The sequence below is a fragment of the Corynebacterium sp. KPL2680 genome, from assembly GCF_040225675.1.
GTDB classification, from domain to species: domain Bacteria; phylum Actinomycetota; class Actinomycetes; order Mycobacteriales; family Mycobacteriaceae; genus Corynebacterium; species Corynebacterium rhinophilum.
On the sequence record NZ_JBEHFM010000006.1, the window covers coordinates 73,737 to 88,690 of the forward strand.

Genomic DNA, 14,954 nt, shown 5'->3' on the forward strand with positions numbered 1-14,954 from the left:
CGCATGGAATCTCATAACGCCCACCCAACGATCCGTCGGGAGTAAACGTCAGTGACAAATGCGGCATACACAAAGCCCTTCTTCGTGCGCACATACGTAATGTCAGCCACCCACAGCGTGTTTAAGGCCCTGGGCTTTGAACTCACGCTCCACCAAATCCGGGCGCAGAGCCGCAACGTTGAGGTGTACGCGTTGTGATTGGTGATCCGCCTTTGCCCTTGCCAGAAACACCAGCCAGGCGCATCAGCCGGGCAGTTTGCTCACGACCGATATCTATTCCATCACGGTCAAGCGCATGCCACATCTTCCATACACCGTAGACACCGTACTTATCCCGATGAACAGCACCAATGCATTTAACCAGCACGGCCGTCACGAAGGCGACGAGCACTTAACCCACGGGCCCTAGACTGGCGATAACCACGCGAAGTAATAAAGCCGCCAGCCCGGTTATTTTTCAACGTCTTGCAGATGAACTCGACAGAGAAACGATTCCGGTATTTATCGATGAACCGGATCATAACCGAGGCTTTGGGCCTGGTCGTGAGGCGAAAAAGCTGACGCAGCCTTCAGTAGCTCATTAGTGTCGCGTAGCTGGTGATTTTCACGGCGTAACCTCGCGTTTTCCGCAGCCAAATCTTCAGGCACAGTTTCTGGGGTGTTTCCTGCACGACGAGCAGGCTTAAGTCCATTGACGAGCCGTGTGCCATGAAACCCCGAGCTTTGGAGCTACTGCCTAGCACGCGGCCTGTGACATGCTTTCCGCCAAGATGCGGTCCTTCGCATCCTGGTCAAATTTTCTAGGCATGTTCCAGATTTTCCCAGCTACTCAAACGGAACAAAACCTGGAACACTTCAATCCGTGTGCCGGACTGTGAACAAGACCTGCCGCAATACTCACTTGCCAGAAAGCGCCGGTGTAGTTAGGTAAACTAGGCAGGGTTGACCATTATCCCCGATTTGTACATGGATTGAGACTACTTACGTGTCTGAAGAACCAACCCTGTATCCCGATACGCCCATTGAGGACGTCACCCTCGAGCGCATCGGTGAGATTTTTGACTCCGAAAAGCTCGAGTACCGCGTAGAAGAACAAACCGTCGGCGAAGGCGAAACGGTAAAGATACTGCGCACCGGCTTTTCCAATATTGCCATTGCCCTGCAGGTGCGTGACGATGTCCTCGTCGCAGACTCCGTCTGGCGCGGCAATGCCCCAGCCTCTGAGGGCCCGCAACTACTCATGGTTCTCAATAAATGGAACCAACAGCACTTCGCGCCTACCCTGCGCTTTTTTGAATCGTCTGAGAATAATCTGGCCGTCTCCGGCGTGCGCGAAATCAATATTTCCCACGGCCTGTCCCGCAACCAGATCGGTGCCTTTGTAATGTCCACCTTGGACTCCATGCTGCAGTCCATGGCGTTTGTTGAAGAGCACTACCCACAGCTTGTCACCTGGGAGGAGCATAACCATGACTAATGCATCCACCGCATCCACCGAAAACAATTTGCCCGAGGTCGATCTGGACCGCGTCATTGCCGCCATGGGCACCTTCGATATTGAGTTGACCAAGGTAGAGGGCGAAATTGACGCCGCCACCGCCAACCTCAATGGCCTGCCCACCATGTTTGCGGTCTTGGATTCCGTCGTCATCGTGCGCTGCGACGTGCCAACTGATGCCTCATTCTCCAAGGCCGATGCCGGGCTCTTCCTCGCCGCCAACCAGATCAACTCTGTAGCATTCGGCGCGCGAGCAGTTATTTCTGAACACGACGATATGCTCGTCGTCCGCACCGAGCGCGATATCCCGGCCGCCGCCGGAATGACCGATGAGCAACTTACCACCGCTTTGAAAAAGGCCGTCGACGCCGTTATCAACGGCCAAGACGCCATGGTTTCTGCCGCCGAGGAAATGGCCAAGCTCGGATCTGAAACCGCTGCGAAGGCTGGCAACGGCGGCGAGGAAAACTCCACGCCGTCAGAAAACGCCTAAGCCGCCTTTTCTAGGCTGCTCTCCCCGCACCTGCTTCGCCCCGCCTCGTGCTATCACGCAATGCGGCGCGGCGGAGATGCGGGGATTTTTAGGCGCCTTTACCCTGCCTTAGGGTCTCAGCACCGCGGCTAATGCCTAGTCCGCATCGAGAATGCGCTGCTTTTCTGCCTCCGGATCGAATTCGGGCGCAGGCCACGATAGGTTAAGGTGCCGCAGTGCATCAACAATGAGGTACTTCAAGGCCATACGCGCGTACTTCTTATTATCTGTGGGGATAACAAACCACGGTGCCCAAAGCTCATCCGTCCGGCGGATGGCATCCTCATAGGCGGCCATGTATTTATCCCAATAGCCGCGCTCTTCAAGATCTGAAGGATCGTACTTCCAGTACTTATCCTCGCGCTCGGTCCGCTCGATGAGGTTTTCTTTTTGGAACTCCGGCGAGATATGCAAGAAGACCTTGAGGATCTTTACCCGCTTTCCGGCGAGCTCTTGCTCATATTCACGAATCGCCTCAAAGCGGCGGTCGATCTCTTCCTCATCCACCCACTCATGCACGCGTTGAATCAAGACGTCCTCATAGTGGGAACGGTCAAAGGCTACGACCTGGCCAGGAACCGGATCGTGTTTGCGGATGCGCCACAGGAAATCGTGTTCCATTTCCTCTTCCGTGGGCTTACCAAAACCCACGGTCTTAGTGCCCTGCGGATCAAAGACGGAAAAGACGTGGCGAATCGCCCCGCCCTTACCGGAGGTATCCATGCCCTGCAGGACCACTAAGAGCGAAGGTGCGTCATCGCTATGCGCCCTGCCATTGGCAAAAAGGCGTTCCTGCAAGTCATAGAGCTCATCGTCATAGCGTTTAAAACGGTCCTCTAAGTCGGACTTTGAGCCATCGAATCCTGGAGTTGCCGTGGGATCAACATCTGCAAGCCGAAAGGTTTTGCCGGCGCGCAGGTCTAGCGCATCTTTGATCTTAAATTTACCCATGACAAACAGTGTACAAACGCTTGGGTGTTGGCCGAGTGAACCGGGGCGAACCGGGGCCTCCTCCCGCGGCTCCCCGCGGCGGGAAGGCAAGAGCAGTTCCCTGGCTTCTTTGCCTCTTAAGTTAAGCAAGCCGGGGAACTGGGGAAACTGGGAATGGGTTAGGAATTATCCTCTTCCGATTCCGCACGTGGGGAGGCTTCCCCAGACTCCTCTGGCGTCTTCGGCATTTCTGATGCCTCTGCGTGCGCCGAAGGCTCAGAGTCCTCCCGGGAATCCTCGGCTTCCGCGTCGTCGCTTTCTTCCTCTTGACCGACGCTATTCATCGGGCTTAACTCAGAACGAGATTGCGCGACGTCATCCAGGACCGCGTGGATATACGGTGCGGCTTGATCGTGGGAATACTGCGAGGCTAGCTCCACGCCTTCGACGACGGCCGTCGCGGTGGGAACGTCCGGATTAAATAGCAGCTCCCAGACCGATAGGCGCAGGATAGCGCGGTCGACGGCGGGGATCCGGTGCAGCTCCCAGTTCTGGGAAAGATACCGCGAGATCGTGTCATCGATAGCGTCTAGCTCTTCTGCGACACCTTGGACGATGACCTTGGTGTAGTCCGCAATCGGCGCTACCGCGTAGCGATCTTCGCGCGCCAAGGCAACGCGATCCTCAACGATAGCCACGGGATCAACGTCCCGGTTCTCCGCTTCATAGAGGATATCCGTTGCGCGCCGGCGTGCGCGGTAGCGCGCGGTATGGCGTTTATGATTGATATCCCGCTTAGCAGTGTTATCAGACAAGATAAAGCCCTAGTTATTGACGCGGGACAGGTACTCGCCAGTGCGGGTATCGATCTTTAGTACATTGCCGATTTCAATGAACAGCGGAACCTGGATCTCGGCGCCGGTCTCCAGCGTCGCGGGCTTGGTGCCGCCTGAGGAACGATCACCCTGCAGACCTGGTTCGGTGTGCTCTACGTTGAGGTCGACGGAGATAGGAAGCTCTGCGAACAATGCCTCATCCTCGTAGAAGGAGACCTGCACGCGCATGTTTTCCAGCAGGAAACGGGCGGCATCGCCAAACTTCTCCGGCGAAAGCTCGAACTGCTCGAAGGTCTTTTCATCCATGACGACATAGCTGGTGCCGTCGTTGTACAGGTAGGTCATATCGCGACGGTCCACCGTAGCGGTTTCTACCTTGACGCCCGAGTTCCAGGTCTTGTCCACGGTCTTTCCGGAGACAACGTCCTTGAGCTTGGTGCGCACAAACGCTGGGCCCTTGCCCGGTTTCACATGCTGAAACTCAGTGATCTGCATCAGCTTGTTGTCAATCTTGAGAACGAGTCCGTTCTTGAAATCAGTAGTATCAGCCATTGCGGTTAAACTCCCGAATATTGTGGTTGAAAGGTTGAAAGCAAAGTATAAGCCTACCGGATAGCCCGCACCCGCTGAGCCACCGGTACCCCCTAAAATCTCCGCCTTTAGGAGGGAGGAGTTACGGGACCAAGCCTACCTATGCCGGCAGCTCCGTAAAGTCCTTGGAGGCAGCGGTAATGATCTTTGGGGCTCCATTGGTGATGATGAGCGTATCTTCGATGCGTACGCCACCCTTGCCCGGCACATACACGCCCGGCTCGATGGTAAGAGTCATTCCCGGGGCCAGTTCTCCCTTACCGGTCGTGGCGGCAAAGGGGGCCTCGTGCACGTCCAAGCCCACGCCGTGCCCGGTGGAGTGCACGAAGTAGTTGCCGTAGCCGGCATCGGCGATGATGGTGCGGCAGGCGGCGTCGACATCGGAAAGCGACGTGCCCGCAACCGCAGCCTCGACACCGGCCTGCTGGGCGCGCAGCACCACATCGTAGATCTCCTTGGCAAAGTCATTTGCCGTACCCACGACGTAGGTGCGGGTGCAGTCAGAGTTAAATCCGCGCAGGTGAGCGCCGAAATCGATGGTGACCAAGTCTCCATCTTCAATCACGCGATCGTCCGCGCCGTGGTGTGGCATGGCGGAGTTCGGGCCAGAGGCCACGATGGTATCGAAGCTCACCCGCTCCGATCCTAGGATGCGCATGCGGAATTCCAGGTCAGCGGCGACTTCGCGCTCCGTGCGGCCCGCACGCAACTCACCGGCGGAAATGAGGTCTTCCAATGCTTGGTTAGCAAGCGCCGCGATCTCCTCGAGCTTTTCTAGCTCTACCGGATCCTTCGTGATGCGGATGTCCTCGATGATTCCAGAAATCGGCACCAAGGTGACCCCATCCGGTGCGGAATCCTTCAGATCTTCCAGTTCCGACACGGACATGTAGTCGGCTTCGAAGCCGACGCGAACCGGTGTCTCATCCTTGTCGAATTGCTGCAGGAGCACCTTGCCCACAGCACGGCCCTCTACAGCTTCTAGATCCGGAACTTCCTGGGCAATCTGGGTGGTATAGCGGCCATCGGTAGCCATGAGCGCGGAGAGATCCTTGCGCAGCAAAAGCCCACCGTTGGAACCGGAGAACCCGGACAAGTAGCGGACGTGGATTAAGTGGGTTACCAATACCGCATCAATGCGCTGACCAGCTAATTCGGCGGCTAACTTCCGGCGGCGATCGCTGAACCGGGTATCTGCAAGTGCCATAGAATCATCCTTTGCGGGAATCGTATTGAAGTGTAAAAATTTATTCTTCCACTATATCTATTTCCGCGGCGATGATGGCTAGGTTCAGTACCTACGTACCGCCTGCACCCGAAAAGGCGCGATTCGGGCCGGCAATTATTGGCACAAATAATCCACCGCGGCGCAGTACCCAAAGACCCCCAGGCCGGCGATGACGCCGCGGGCAATGGGGCTCAAATAAGAATGATGGCGGAATTCTTCGCGGGCATGCACGTTGGAGATATGCACCTCGACGAAGCCTGCGCCATCGGCAATTTCCGCCAGGGCATCGCGCAAGGCGACGGAGGTATGCGTCAGCCCACCTGGGTTAATGATGACGGCACTTCCGGCATCGGCGGCCGCATGGACCTTCTCGATGAGCTCGCCTTCAAAATTAGACTGGAAAAACTCGATGTCTGCCCCGTGCTTCGCCGCATGCTCGGACACGAGCTTTTCAACATCGCTTAGCGTCGTGGAACCGTATACGTCCGGTTGGCGCTTGCCCAACCTATTTAGGTTCGGGCCATTGAGAACAACGATTTTCATATCTACTCCGTGATGGCGGTATATGCCGCTTCTAGCTCTTCGCGCGTCGGACCCTCTATCCGCGTCGTCGCGCCGATACCGGTGAGCGCCACGAAACGTATCTTCCCATCGCGGTTTTTCTTATCGTGGGTCATTGCCTCATATAATTCCGCGAATTTGCCCGGTTCATACGTCGTAGGCAGCCCGATATTGCTCAAGATACTGCGGTGCATATCCACCAGTTCTGCATCTATGAGGCCCCGGTGGTGGGAAAGATGGGCAATGAACATCATTCCTACGGCTACCGCGTTGCCGTGGCGCCACACATACTTTTCCTGCCTTTCCACGGCGTGGCCAAAGGTATGCCCATAATTGAGGGTCTCGCGCAACCCGGCTTCCTTGAGATCTTCTCCCACCACCGCAGCCTTTACCGAGATAGATCGCTCGATCAATTCAGGCAGAACACCGCGTGGGTCAAGGCAAGCACCTGGATTTTCCACGTAGTGCTGCACAATGACCGGATCATGAATGAACCCAGTCTTAATGATCTCAGCAGAACCAGCCACGATCTCCGCCTGTGGGAGGGTCTCTAGGCGCTCCAGATCGACGAATACAGAGTCCGGCTCGTGGAAGGCGCCGACGAGATTCTTCCCGGCCTTCGTATTAATTCCAGTTTTCCCGCCCACTGCGGCATCAACCATGGCGAGAAGGGTCGTAGGGACCTGAATCACTTTGATTCCGCGCATCCACCCGGCAGCGACAAAACCCGCCATGTCCGTGGTTGCCCCGCCGCCGACGCCGATGACGACATCACTGCGGCTAAAGCCCGCCTCACCAAGGCGGTCCCACACGTTTCCCACCACGCTAAGTTGCTTCGCCGCCTCGGCATCCGGCACCTCGCACAAGACTGGGATGACGCCGTGTGCTTCAACGGATGCTGCGAGCTCTTCTGCTGCGGTGCGCAGGGCCGGCTGAAAGATGATTGCTGCCTTATCAGCGCCTGTGTCCGCGCAGCGCCGTGCGATATCTTCGCTGAGTCCAGCTCCTATGCGGACCTCATAAGGGCTCGGCCCGTTAACGGCGATGGTGGGCATGATGGTGTCCTTTCTACGGAGCGATAGCCTGCAGGATTGCGCGGGTAGGTGTAACTTCCCGCCTAGAGGGTTTCTAAAAAGCCCAGGATATCCCCCACCACCTGCTGCGGGGAGCGAGTATCCGTGCGCACGCGGAAATCGGCCACCTCCAGATAGAAGGGCCTGCGCGTTTCCACAATGGACCGATAATGTTCAACCGGATTATCTGCCGCTAACACCGGACGATTGCGATCGTCGGCCGTGCGGCGCGCGCCTTCTTCTGCGGAAATATCGAGGAATACGACCGTGTGGCGCTCTAGAAGCTCATGTGTGGAGGCCGTCATCACCGCGCCCCCACCAAGGCTTACTACCCCACCCTTTTGCAGGGCTGCAGCGACATGTTCGGCCTCAAGCTCGCGAAACGCTGGTTCGCCTCTCTCACTAAAGACCTCACCGCAGGGTTTTCCCTCGGCCATTTCAATCAGGTGATCCGAGTCCACCAGATCGCAATTCAGCGCATGCGAAAGCCGGCGGCCAATCGTGGATTTTCCCGCACCTGGCGGGCCAATCAAAACGACGCAAGGATGTGGCTGTCCCGTTACATCGGTTGGCGTTGTCATCATTTACTCCTGGTTAAAAGCGAGACGCTGCGATACGTATTCTTCATATGCAGCAACGGCGCGGGAGGTTTCGCTCAAGCTATCCCCGCCAAATTTATCTAAAACTGCGCGCGCTAGCACGAGTGAGACCATGGCTTCAGCCACCACTCCTGCTGCCGGCACTGCGCAGACATCTGAACGCTGGTGAATTGCCGTGGCATCCGCACCTGTTTCCATGTCAATCGTGTGCAAAGCGCGCGGCACCGTGGAAATCGGTTTCATGGCGGCCCGGACACGCAATTGCTGCCCGTTGGTCATGCCGCCTTCCAAGCCTCCGGCCCGGTTGCTGAGCCTTGTGACACCATCCTCGGTGCGGACCATCTCATCGTGGGCTTCGGAACCGCGTCGACGTGCCTCTTCGAAGCCATCGCCGATTTCTACGCCCTTGATGGCCTGAATACCCATCAAGGCTCCGGCAAGCTGCGCATCCAAGCGGTCATCGCCGGAGATATGTGAGCCGAGGCCAATAGGTAGACCATCGACGATCACCTCTACGATTCCGCCTAAGGTATCGCCCTGCTTCTTTGCGGTTTCAATCTCTGAAATCATCGCCGATTCGGCGTCTTTGTCAAAGGCGCGCACCGGAGAATTATCAATATCCTCGATATCCGCAAAGCTCGGGGAAGCTCCGGTATAGGGCTGCGATGCGCCGATAGAAATCACGTGGGAGAAGACCTCAACTCCCAACGTTTCCCGTAGGAAGTTCCGCGCTACCGTCGCGGCGGCAACACGTGCGGCGGTTTCCCGGGCAGAAGAGCGCTCCAAGATGGGGCGGGCCTCGCTGTGGTTATATTTCACCATGCCCGCGAAATCAGCGTGGCCTGGGCGCGGGCGCTGCAAGGGTGCACCCCGGCCCGAATTCATCGCCTTCGCTACGTCCTCATCCTCCATATCGATGGGATCTGCAGACATGACGGTGGTCCACTTCGGCCATTCAGTATTGCCGATCATGATGGCAATGGGGCTACCAATCGTCAGCCCATGGCGGACGCCGCCGAGGAGCGTTACCTCATCGGCTTCGAACTTCATGCGCGCGCCGCGACCATATCCTAGGCGGCGCCGTGCAAGCTGATAGGAAATATCAGCACGGGTAATGGGCACTCCGGCCGGCATGTGCTCCAGCATGGAGATCAGTGCCTGGCCGTGGGATTCACCAGCGGTAGTCCAACGAAGCATGCGGGTATTATCGCACGGCCCCTATCCACAAGGAGCAACTAGGCACCCCAATATATTCGCCTCCCCCTCAATGAGGGGATAAACCACCATAGCCAGCCCAGCGGATACCACCATCGAGGGACCGTGAGGCACGCCGCCCTTGACGTTCACGATACCGCTTGCCAGCAATGTGAGTACAGCTGCGCCACCACAGGCCATGAGGACGGCCAATGGTCCTGCTGTGGCACCAACGAGCATCCCCAGTGGCAGGGCCAATTTAATATCTCCCCCGCCGATGCCAGCACCCCGCAGAGCCACTAGGAGGTACAGTACTGGCCACAATAAACCGCCCCAATTGAAAAAAGTGACAGATAAAAGCCCAGCCGGGATGGTCAGCACATCCGGCAAACGCCGCTCGCCGATATCCCACCAGGACAACGCAGACGCCCACAGGCCATAAACTATTCCCCCGAAAATCCCCATGACATAAGGCTAAGCGCCGCCCTGCCGCTCTTCATGGCATGGCGGCGCACATGGGCGTATTCCCAGAAAGATTAGAGATTGCGAAGGCGAAGCTCTTCTTGCAGTGCCGCAACCATCTCTTCGCGCGGTGCGGTAAGACCGGTGAATTGCTCGAATTGACTAAATGCTTGATGTGCCAGCATGACGTGCCCACCCACGGTGAAATAGCCATTCGCAGCGGCGCAGGCGGCGAGCGTCGTGGGCCACGGATGATAAATCACATCGAGTACTGGGGCGTGAGCAAGCTGGAAGCGATAATCCTCTAACGCTGCCGAAGGAACGGTAGAAATAATCAAATCCGCGGAGCGAGAAAGATCCTCGAGATCATCGTCAAAAGTAGCGTACTGCAGATTGAGTCCCAGCCGGTCCGCCAAAGGCTGGAGCTCTGCTTGGCGGTTCGAGCGGTTCAAGATGGTTACCTGGTCGATTCCGCGTTCTGCTAAAGCCCACAGCGCCGGACGGGAGGTTCCACCCGCGCCAATGATAAGGGCCTGAGACACGGGCCGGAGCCCGATGAGTTCTTGCAGCGCGCCGCGCACGCCCTCAGTATCTGTGTTGTCCGCGCGCCAACCGTGCTGGGTGCGAACCAAGGTATTAGCAGAACCGATGAGCTGTGCACGCTCGCTTTGTTCTTCCGCAACCTCGAGCGCGGCGAATTTACCGGGCATGGTCACGGAAAAGCCGCGGTACTCGGGGCCGCATTCTTCTAGGAATGGGGCGAGGGTATCGGCCGTAACCTCAAAGCGGGTATAGGACCAGTCCTTGAGCCCCACTGCGGCATACCCTGCGTTGTGCAGGATAGGCGATAAAGAGTGAGCGATGGGGCTACCGAGTACTGCGGCGCGCGGCATGAAGAGCGTCTACCTTTCTGGCTGCGGCCTAGTGCCTACTCAGCCGGTTGATCCGAGGCGGCATCGCCGTTGCCGGCTCCTGCTCCCTCACCCTCGCGCTGCGAGTCGAGGACGCCGGAGCGGATGGCATCGTCCACACGGTCCAGGTGCTCATCGTAGGTATCAGAGAACACGGTGGTGCCGTCCTTATCCACGGTGACGAAGAACTTCCAGTTACCATCGGCAGGTTCTTCCATGGCGCGGATTGCCTCATCAGAAGGCGAGGAAATCGGCGTATCCGGCAATCCTTCCTTGGCGTAGGTATTCCACGGCGTCTTCTCCGCACGCGCCTCATCGGTGGTGGCAAGCTCCACGTCTTCTAGGCCGTAGTTCACGGTGGAGTCGAACTCCAAGCGCATCGGCTCGTCCAAGCGGTTCAGGATGACGCGGGCAACCTTGTCGAATTCGCCGGCAGGTGCCTCACGCTCCACCAAGGAGGCAGAGGTCAAAAGCTCGTACGGCGAAAGCCCAATGGCCTTAGCGCGGTTTTCGATATCGGTTTCTTCATAGCGCTTGGCAGAGCGGGTAATGAGGTCCTTCAGGATGTCCTTGGCGCTCATATTCGGGTCCAGGACGTACTGACCAGGGGCAATCAGGCCCTCAATACGCTTCGGATCATTTCCACGCTTCTTGATAGCATCCAGTGCCCAGTCGGGTGCGCCGAGCTCCTTAGGATCGGTTTCTGCCGCTGCCTTTTCCAGCTCTTCCTTCTCCAAGCAATTGCCGTCATCGCAGCTAACCTGGGAGATCAAGGAGTAGATACCAAAGCGCACGTCACCGCCGACGACCTTGACATCCTCCAAGGTCGCACCGCCTTGGACCTCAAGCATGTCCACACGGTTGTTTTCATCGAGCAATGCCTCTACCGCATTCGCCGCGCTCATTTCTTCCTGCAGGCGGTAGAAGCCAGGCTGAATCTGGCTGGCGCTGTGGTTCATCGACGCCGCGGAGTCGAATGCCTCTTGGGTCTTGACCACATTCTTATCCACGAGCGTGGGGCCCAGCTCGGACATGGACGACCCTTCGGGGACCTCCACCAATTGCGTGGTGCCGTTACCGGCCCCTTCGTAGTCGGCCGAAGAAGTGCCGATGCGTACTCCGATGTAGATCAGAGCTCCTAAAATGACGATGACGGATGCGACCACCACGGCGATGCCGCGCTGGCGCCGCTTGACGTACTTATCATCCATCGATCGCCCGAGGCGTTGTTGGTTACGGCTCACGTGTTTAGTCTCCTGAGTTTGAAGGCTGGGCTACTGCATCATCCGAGCGGAGCGCGTTAGCACGCCCATCCAGCCAGGACTGTAGTATTTCCACCGCTGCAGCTTGGTCAATGATTTTTCTGCCCTTCTTTTCGGACACGCCGGACGCGCGCAGCGCGGTGGTTGCCGCTACCGTCGTCAAACGTTCATCAGCCAAGCGTACTGGTGGTGGAACTTTATCTATATTTTCATCTTGATTCAAGCGGCGTCGAATCCGAAACGCAATTTCTTTCGCGTGTTTTACACTTTTTGACCCATTTCCTTGTAAATCACGCGGCAAACCAACAATGACTTCTACCGCGGAATATGCCTCAATAAGCTCCAGAATTCGATCAATGTCTTCTTGATCGCGGTCTTTGAAACCGGTCTTCCTGGGAACGGTTTCCACAGGGGTAGCGAGGGTGGCCTCCCGGTTGGATACCGCAACGCCAATTCGCACTGTGCCTACGTCGAGTACTAACCGGCGGCCCTCGCCTGGGTCACCTACTCCCGGGGAATCTGGTTTAACTTTTGCCATAATAAGCCCTTAGCGCGACTGCAAAAGGTCCTTGACGGCCTCGAAGCCCCGCTGCGCACCTTCCGGCGCGGTGCCGGAGCCCTGCGCCATGTCCGGCTTGCCGCCGCCGCGACCGTTGACGTATTCGCCGAGGCGCTTGACGATGTCACCAGCTTTCACGCCCTCGTCCACCGCCTTGGCCGTAGCGGCCGCAATGAACGGGAACTTACCCTTGTCCACTGCACCGAGCACGATGACAGCGGCCGTATCCTTCATGCGGTTGCGGATATCGGTGGCCACGGTGCGCAGGTCGCCGCCCGAGGTGCCATCGGGAAGCTGCAGCGTAATGGTCTTGATCCCATTGACCTCGGTAGCCGAGTCGATGAATTCAGAGGCGCGCGCGGTCAGTTGCGCCTTGCGCAGGACCTCGATTTCCTTCTCAGCGGCCTTGAGCCTCTCCGAAAGCTGCGAAATGCGCTCTGGGAGCTCCTCCGACTGCACCTTCAGCTCGCGAGAAACTCCTTCTACCAGCGCAGTTTCCTTGGAGTAGTACCGGAAGGCATCCATACCGGAGTAAGCCTCAATGCGGCGGGCACCGGAGCCAACCGAGGACTCACCGAGCACGGAAACGGGACCGATCTCTGCCGAGGAACCAACGTGGGTGCCGCCGCAGAGCTCGATGGAAAATGGTCCGCCGATTTCCACCACCCGCACCTGGTTTCCGTAGTTTTCACCGAACAGAGCCATAGCACCCATCGCCTTAGCCTCTTCCAGTGAGGTCTCGATGGTGTTGACGGCCATATTGGAGTCGATCGCCTGGTTAGTAATCAGGGCGATTTCTTCCATTTGCTCTTTGCTCAACTGCTCGGTGTAGTTGAAGTCGAAGCGCAGGTAGCCCGGACGGTTAAGGGAGCCTGCCTGCACGGCAGTGGGTCCCAGCACCTGCCGCAGGGCTGCGTGAATGAGGTGGGTGGCCGAGTGCGCCTGGGTCGCACCGTGGCGCCACTTCTCATCTACGGAAGCCTCAACAGACATGCCAAGATCGAGCCCACCGGCGGTAACGGAAGCCTTGTGTACCCACAGCTTCTTGCCAATCTTCTGGACGTCATTGACCTCCAGAAGGGATTCGCCCGCAGAAATGCGGCCGCGGTCAGCCATCTGTCCGCCGGACTCAGCGTAGAGCGGCGAGTGGTCCAAAATAACCTCAACCTCATCGCCCTCGTGCACCTCGTTGACCTTCTGGCCATCTTTGACCAGGCCGATGACGTTCGCTCCCGAGACCAGTTCCTCATAACCGGTGAATACGGTGGGGTTATTATCTACCCAGTCGCGGTACAAGGAGAGGTCGGTGTGGCCGTGCTTCTTGGCTTGGTTATCGGCCTTGGCGCGGCGGCGCTGCTCGCCCATGGCGGCATTAAAGCTTTCCATGTCCACGTCAAGGCCGGCTTCCTGCGCCATTTCCAGGGTGAGGTCAATGGGGAACCCATAGGTATCGTGCAGCTCAAAAGCCTTATCACCGGAAAGCACCTTTTGGGTCTTCGCGCGGTGGGTAGTGCGCAGGTCATCCACGGCTTCATCGAAAAGCTTGGTGCCAGATTCCAGCGTCTTCAAAAACGCCTTTTCCTCGTTGATGGCCACGCGGAGGATGCGCTCGCGGTTATCCGCAATCTCAGGATAAGACGGGGTCATGGTATCCATGACCGTATTCATGAAGCGCTCCATGGTGGCGCCCTCGGCGCCGAGCAGCTTTGCGGAGCGAATGATGCGGCGCAACAGGCGGCGCAAGATATAGCCCCTGCCCTCATTACCTGGGGTAACGCCATCCAAGATGAGCATCATGCCGGTGCGCGAGTGGTCAGCCACCACGCGGAAGCGGATATTATCCTGCTGCGTTGCCTTCTCGCCGTAGGTGGCGCCGGTAAGCTCCTCAGCAACGTCAATAACCGGGCGGAGCAGGTCGGTCTCATAGACATTGTCTACTCCCTGCAACAGGCAGGCCACGCGCTCGATGCCTAAGCCGGTATCGATGTTTTTCTTCGGCAGCTCGCCGACGATCTCAAAATCGCCCTTTCCGGTTCCCTCGCCGCGCTCATTTTGCATGAACACGAGGTTCCAGATCTCCATGTAGCGGTTATCGTCTGCGATCGGGCCGCCGTCTTTGCCGTATTCGGGCCCTCGATCGTAATAAATTTCCGAGCAAGGACCACACGGACCCGGCACGCCCATGGACCAGTAGTTATCTTCCATGCCAAGGCGCTGGATGCGCTCTTCTGGCACGCCGATCTTATCGCGCCAGATTTCCGCTGCCTCATCGTCATCGAGGTACACGGTGACCCACAGGCGCTCCGGGTCAAGACCAAAGCCGCCGTCGGCTACGTCTTTGGTCAGCAGGTTCCATGCATTGGAAATAGCGCCTTCCTTGAAGTACTGGCCAAAAGAGAAGTTACCCGCCATTTGGAAGAAGGTGTTGTGGCGGGTGGTAATTCCCACCTCCTCAATATCCAAGGTGCGCACGCACTTTTGGATAGAGGTGGCAAGGCCTTGGGAAAATGGTGGGGTCTGCTGGCCCAAGAAATAGGGCTTGAAGGGCACCATGCCCGCGTTAACGAAAAGCAGGTTAGGGTCATCCAGGATCAAGGAGGCGCTGGGGACAACCTCGTGACCAGAATTGACGAAGTGCTGGGTAAACCGTTCCCGGATCTCATGAGTCTTCACGAGCAATAATCCTAACTGTCTAAGCTTTTATCTTCCATCAAGAAG

Annotated in this window: 17 protein-coding genes; 2 read left to right on the top strand and 15 right to left on the bottom strand. The window is 57.5% G+C overall.

Features of this window, described 5'->3' with window-relative positions; genetic code table 11:
• Positions 1-11: 11 nt before the first annotated feature.
• Both ABRP66_RS04580 and ABRP66_RS04585 read right to left on the bottom strand, forming a co-directional pair.
• A complete protein-coding gene (locus ABRP66_RS04580) occupies positions 12-146 on the bottom strand; it encodes a DDE-type integrase/transposase/recombinase (protein ID WP_349838389.1) in 135 nt (44 codons plus the stop codon).
• Entirely contained in the window at positions 143-304 is a 162-nt protein-coding gene (locus ABRP66_RS04585; RefSeq protein WP_349838407.1) for a hypothetical protein, read from the bottom strand. Before ABRP66_RS04585 ends, ABRP66_RS04580 begins: the two co-directional genes overlap by 4 nt.
• A gap of 681 nt (positions 305-985) precedes the next feature.
• Here ABRP66_RS04585 and ABRP66_RS04590 point away from each other — a divergent pair.
• Both ABRP66_RS04590 and ABRP66_RS04595 read left to right on the top strand, forming a co-directional pair.
• Positions 986-1,477, top strand: a complete 492-nt coding sequence (locus ABRP66_RS04590) for a YbjN domain-containing protein (protein WP_005283185.1) — start codon at positions 986-988, stop codon at positions 1,475-1,477.
• Positions 1,470-1,991, top strand: coding sequence for a YbjN domain-containing protein (locus ABRP66_RS04595; protein ID WP_349838390.1), 522 nt, complete (start codon positions 1,470-1,472; stop codon positions 1,989-1,991). The genes ABRP66_RS04590 and ABRP66_RS04595 overlap by 8 nt, the downstream gene beginning before the upstream one ends.
• Before the next feature lie 135 nt (positions 1,992-2,126).
• Here ABRP66_RS04595 and ABRP66_RS04600 read toward each other — a convergent pair whose 3' ends face one another.
• The 13 genes from ABRP66_RS04600 to alaS form a co-directional block, all read right to left on the bottom strand.
• Positions 2,127-2,981, bottom strand: coding sequence for a PPK2 family polyphosphate kinase (locus ABRP66_RS04600; RefSeq protein ID WP_349838391.1), 855 nt, complete (start codon positions 2,979-2,981; stop codon positions 2,127-2,129).
• A gap of 158 nt (positions 2,982-3,139) precedes the next feature.
• Positions 3,140-3,775, bottom strand: coding sequence for a transcription antitermination factor NusB (gene nusB / locus ABRP66_RS04605; protein WP_284782015.1), 636 nt, complete (start codon positions 3,773-3,775; stop codon positions 3,140-3,142).
• Positions 3,776-3,784: 9 nt separating this feature from the next.
• The gene (gene efp, locus ABRP66_RS04610; protein WP_349838392.1) at positions 3,785-4,348 is read right to left on the bottom strand and encodes an elongation factor P; all 564 of its coding nucleotides are present in this window, start codon (positions 4,346-4,348) and stop codon (positions 3,785-3,787) included.
• Positions 4,349-4,487: 139 nt separating this feature from the next.
• The gene (locus ABRP66_RS04615) at positions 4,488-5,594 is read right to left on the bottom strand and encodes an aminopeptidase P family protein (protein WP_284782016.1); all 1,107 of its coding nucleotides are present in this window, start codon (positions 5,592-5,594) and stop codon (positions 4,488-4,490) included.
• Between the two features lie 135 nt (positions 5,595-5,729).
• The gene (gene aroQ / locus ABRP66_RS04620) at positions 5,730-6,158 is read right to left on the bottom strand and encodes a type II 3-dehydroquinate dehydratase (RefSeq protein WP_284769733.1); all 429 of its coding nucleotides are present in this window, start codon (positions 6,156-6,158) and stop codon (positions 5,730-5,732) included.
• A gap of 2 nt (positions 6,159-6,160) precedes the next feature.
• Positions 6,161-7,231: a 3-dehydroquinate synthase gene (gene aroB / locus ABRP66_RS04625; protein ID WP_284782017.1), complete on the bottom strand. Its 1,071-nt coding sequence runs from the start codon at positions 7,229-7,231 to the stop codon at positions 6,161-6,163.
• A 62-nt stretch (positions 7,232-7,293) separates the two neighbouring features.
• Positions 7,294-7,833, bottom strand: a complete 540-nt coding sequence (locus ABRP66_RS04630; RefSeq protein ID WP_349838393.1) for a shikimate kinase — start codon at positions 7,831-7,833, stop codon at positions 7,294-7,296.
• The gene (aroC, locus tag ABRP66_RS04635; protein ID WP_284782020.1) at positions 7,834-9,045 is read right to left on the bottom strand and encodes a chorismate synthase; all 1,212 of its coding nucleotides are present in this window, start codon (positions 9,043-9,045) and stop codon (positions 7,834-7,836) included.
• 21 nt (positions 9,046-9,066) lie between these two features.
• Entirely contained in the window at positions 9,067-9,507 is a 441-nt protein-coding gene (locus ABRP66_RS04640; RefSeq protein WP_296088045.1) for a prepilin peptidase, read from the bottom strand.
• 71 nt (positions 9,508-9,578) lie between these two features.
• Entirely contained in the window at positions 9,579-10,397 is an 819-nt protein-coding gene (locus ABRP66_RS04645) for a shikimate dehydrogenase (RefSeq protein WP_284852034.1), read from the bottom strand.
• 35 nt (positions 10,398-10,432) lie between these two features.
• The gene (mltG, locus tag ABRP66_RS04650; protein WP_284853368.1) at positions 10,433-11,626 is read right to left on the bottom strand and encodes an endolytic transglycosylase MltG; all 1,194 of its coding nucleotides are present in this window, start codon (positions 11,624-11,626) and stop codon (positions 10,433-10,435) included.
• A gap of 37 nt (positions 11,627-11,663) precedes the next feature.
• Entirely contained in the window at positions 11,664-12,215 is a 552-nt protein-coding gene (gene ruvX / locus ABRP66_RS04655; protein WP_349838394.1) for a Holliday junction resolvase RuvX, read from the bottom strand.
• 9 nt (positions 12,216-12,224) lie between these two features.
• Positions 12,225-14,909 carry an alanine--tRNA ligase gene (gene alaS / locus ABRP66_RS04660; protein ID WP_349838395.1) on the bottom strand — a complete coding sequence of 895 codons (2,685 nt, stop codon included), beginning with the start codon at positions 14,907-14,909 and terminating at the stop codon, positions 12,225-12,227.
• Between the last annotated feature and the right edge of the window lie 45 nt (positions 14,910-14,954).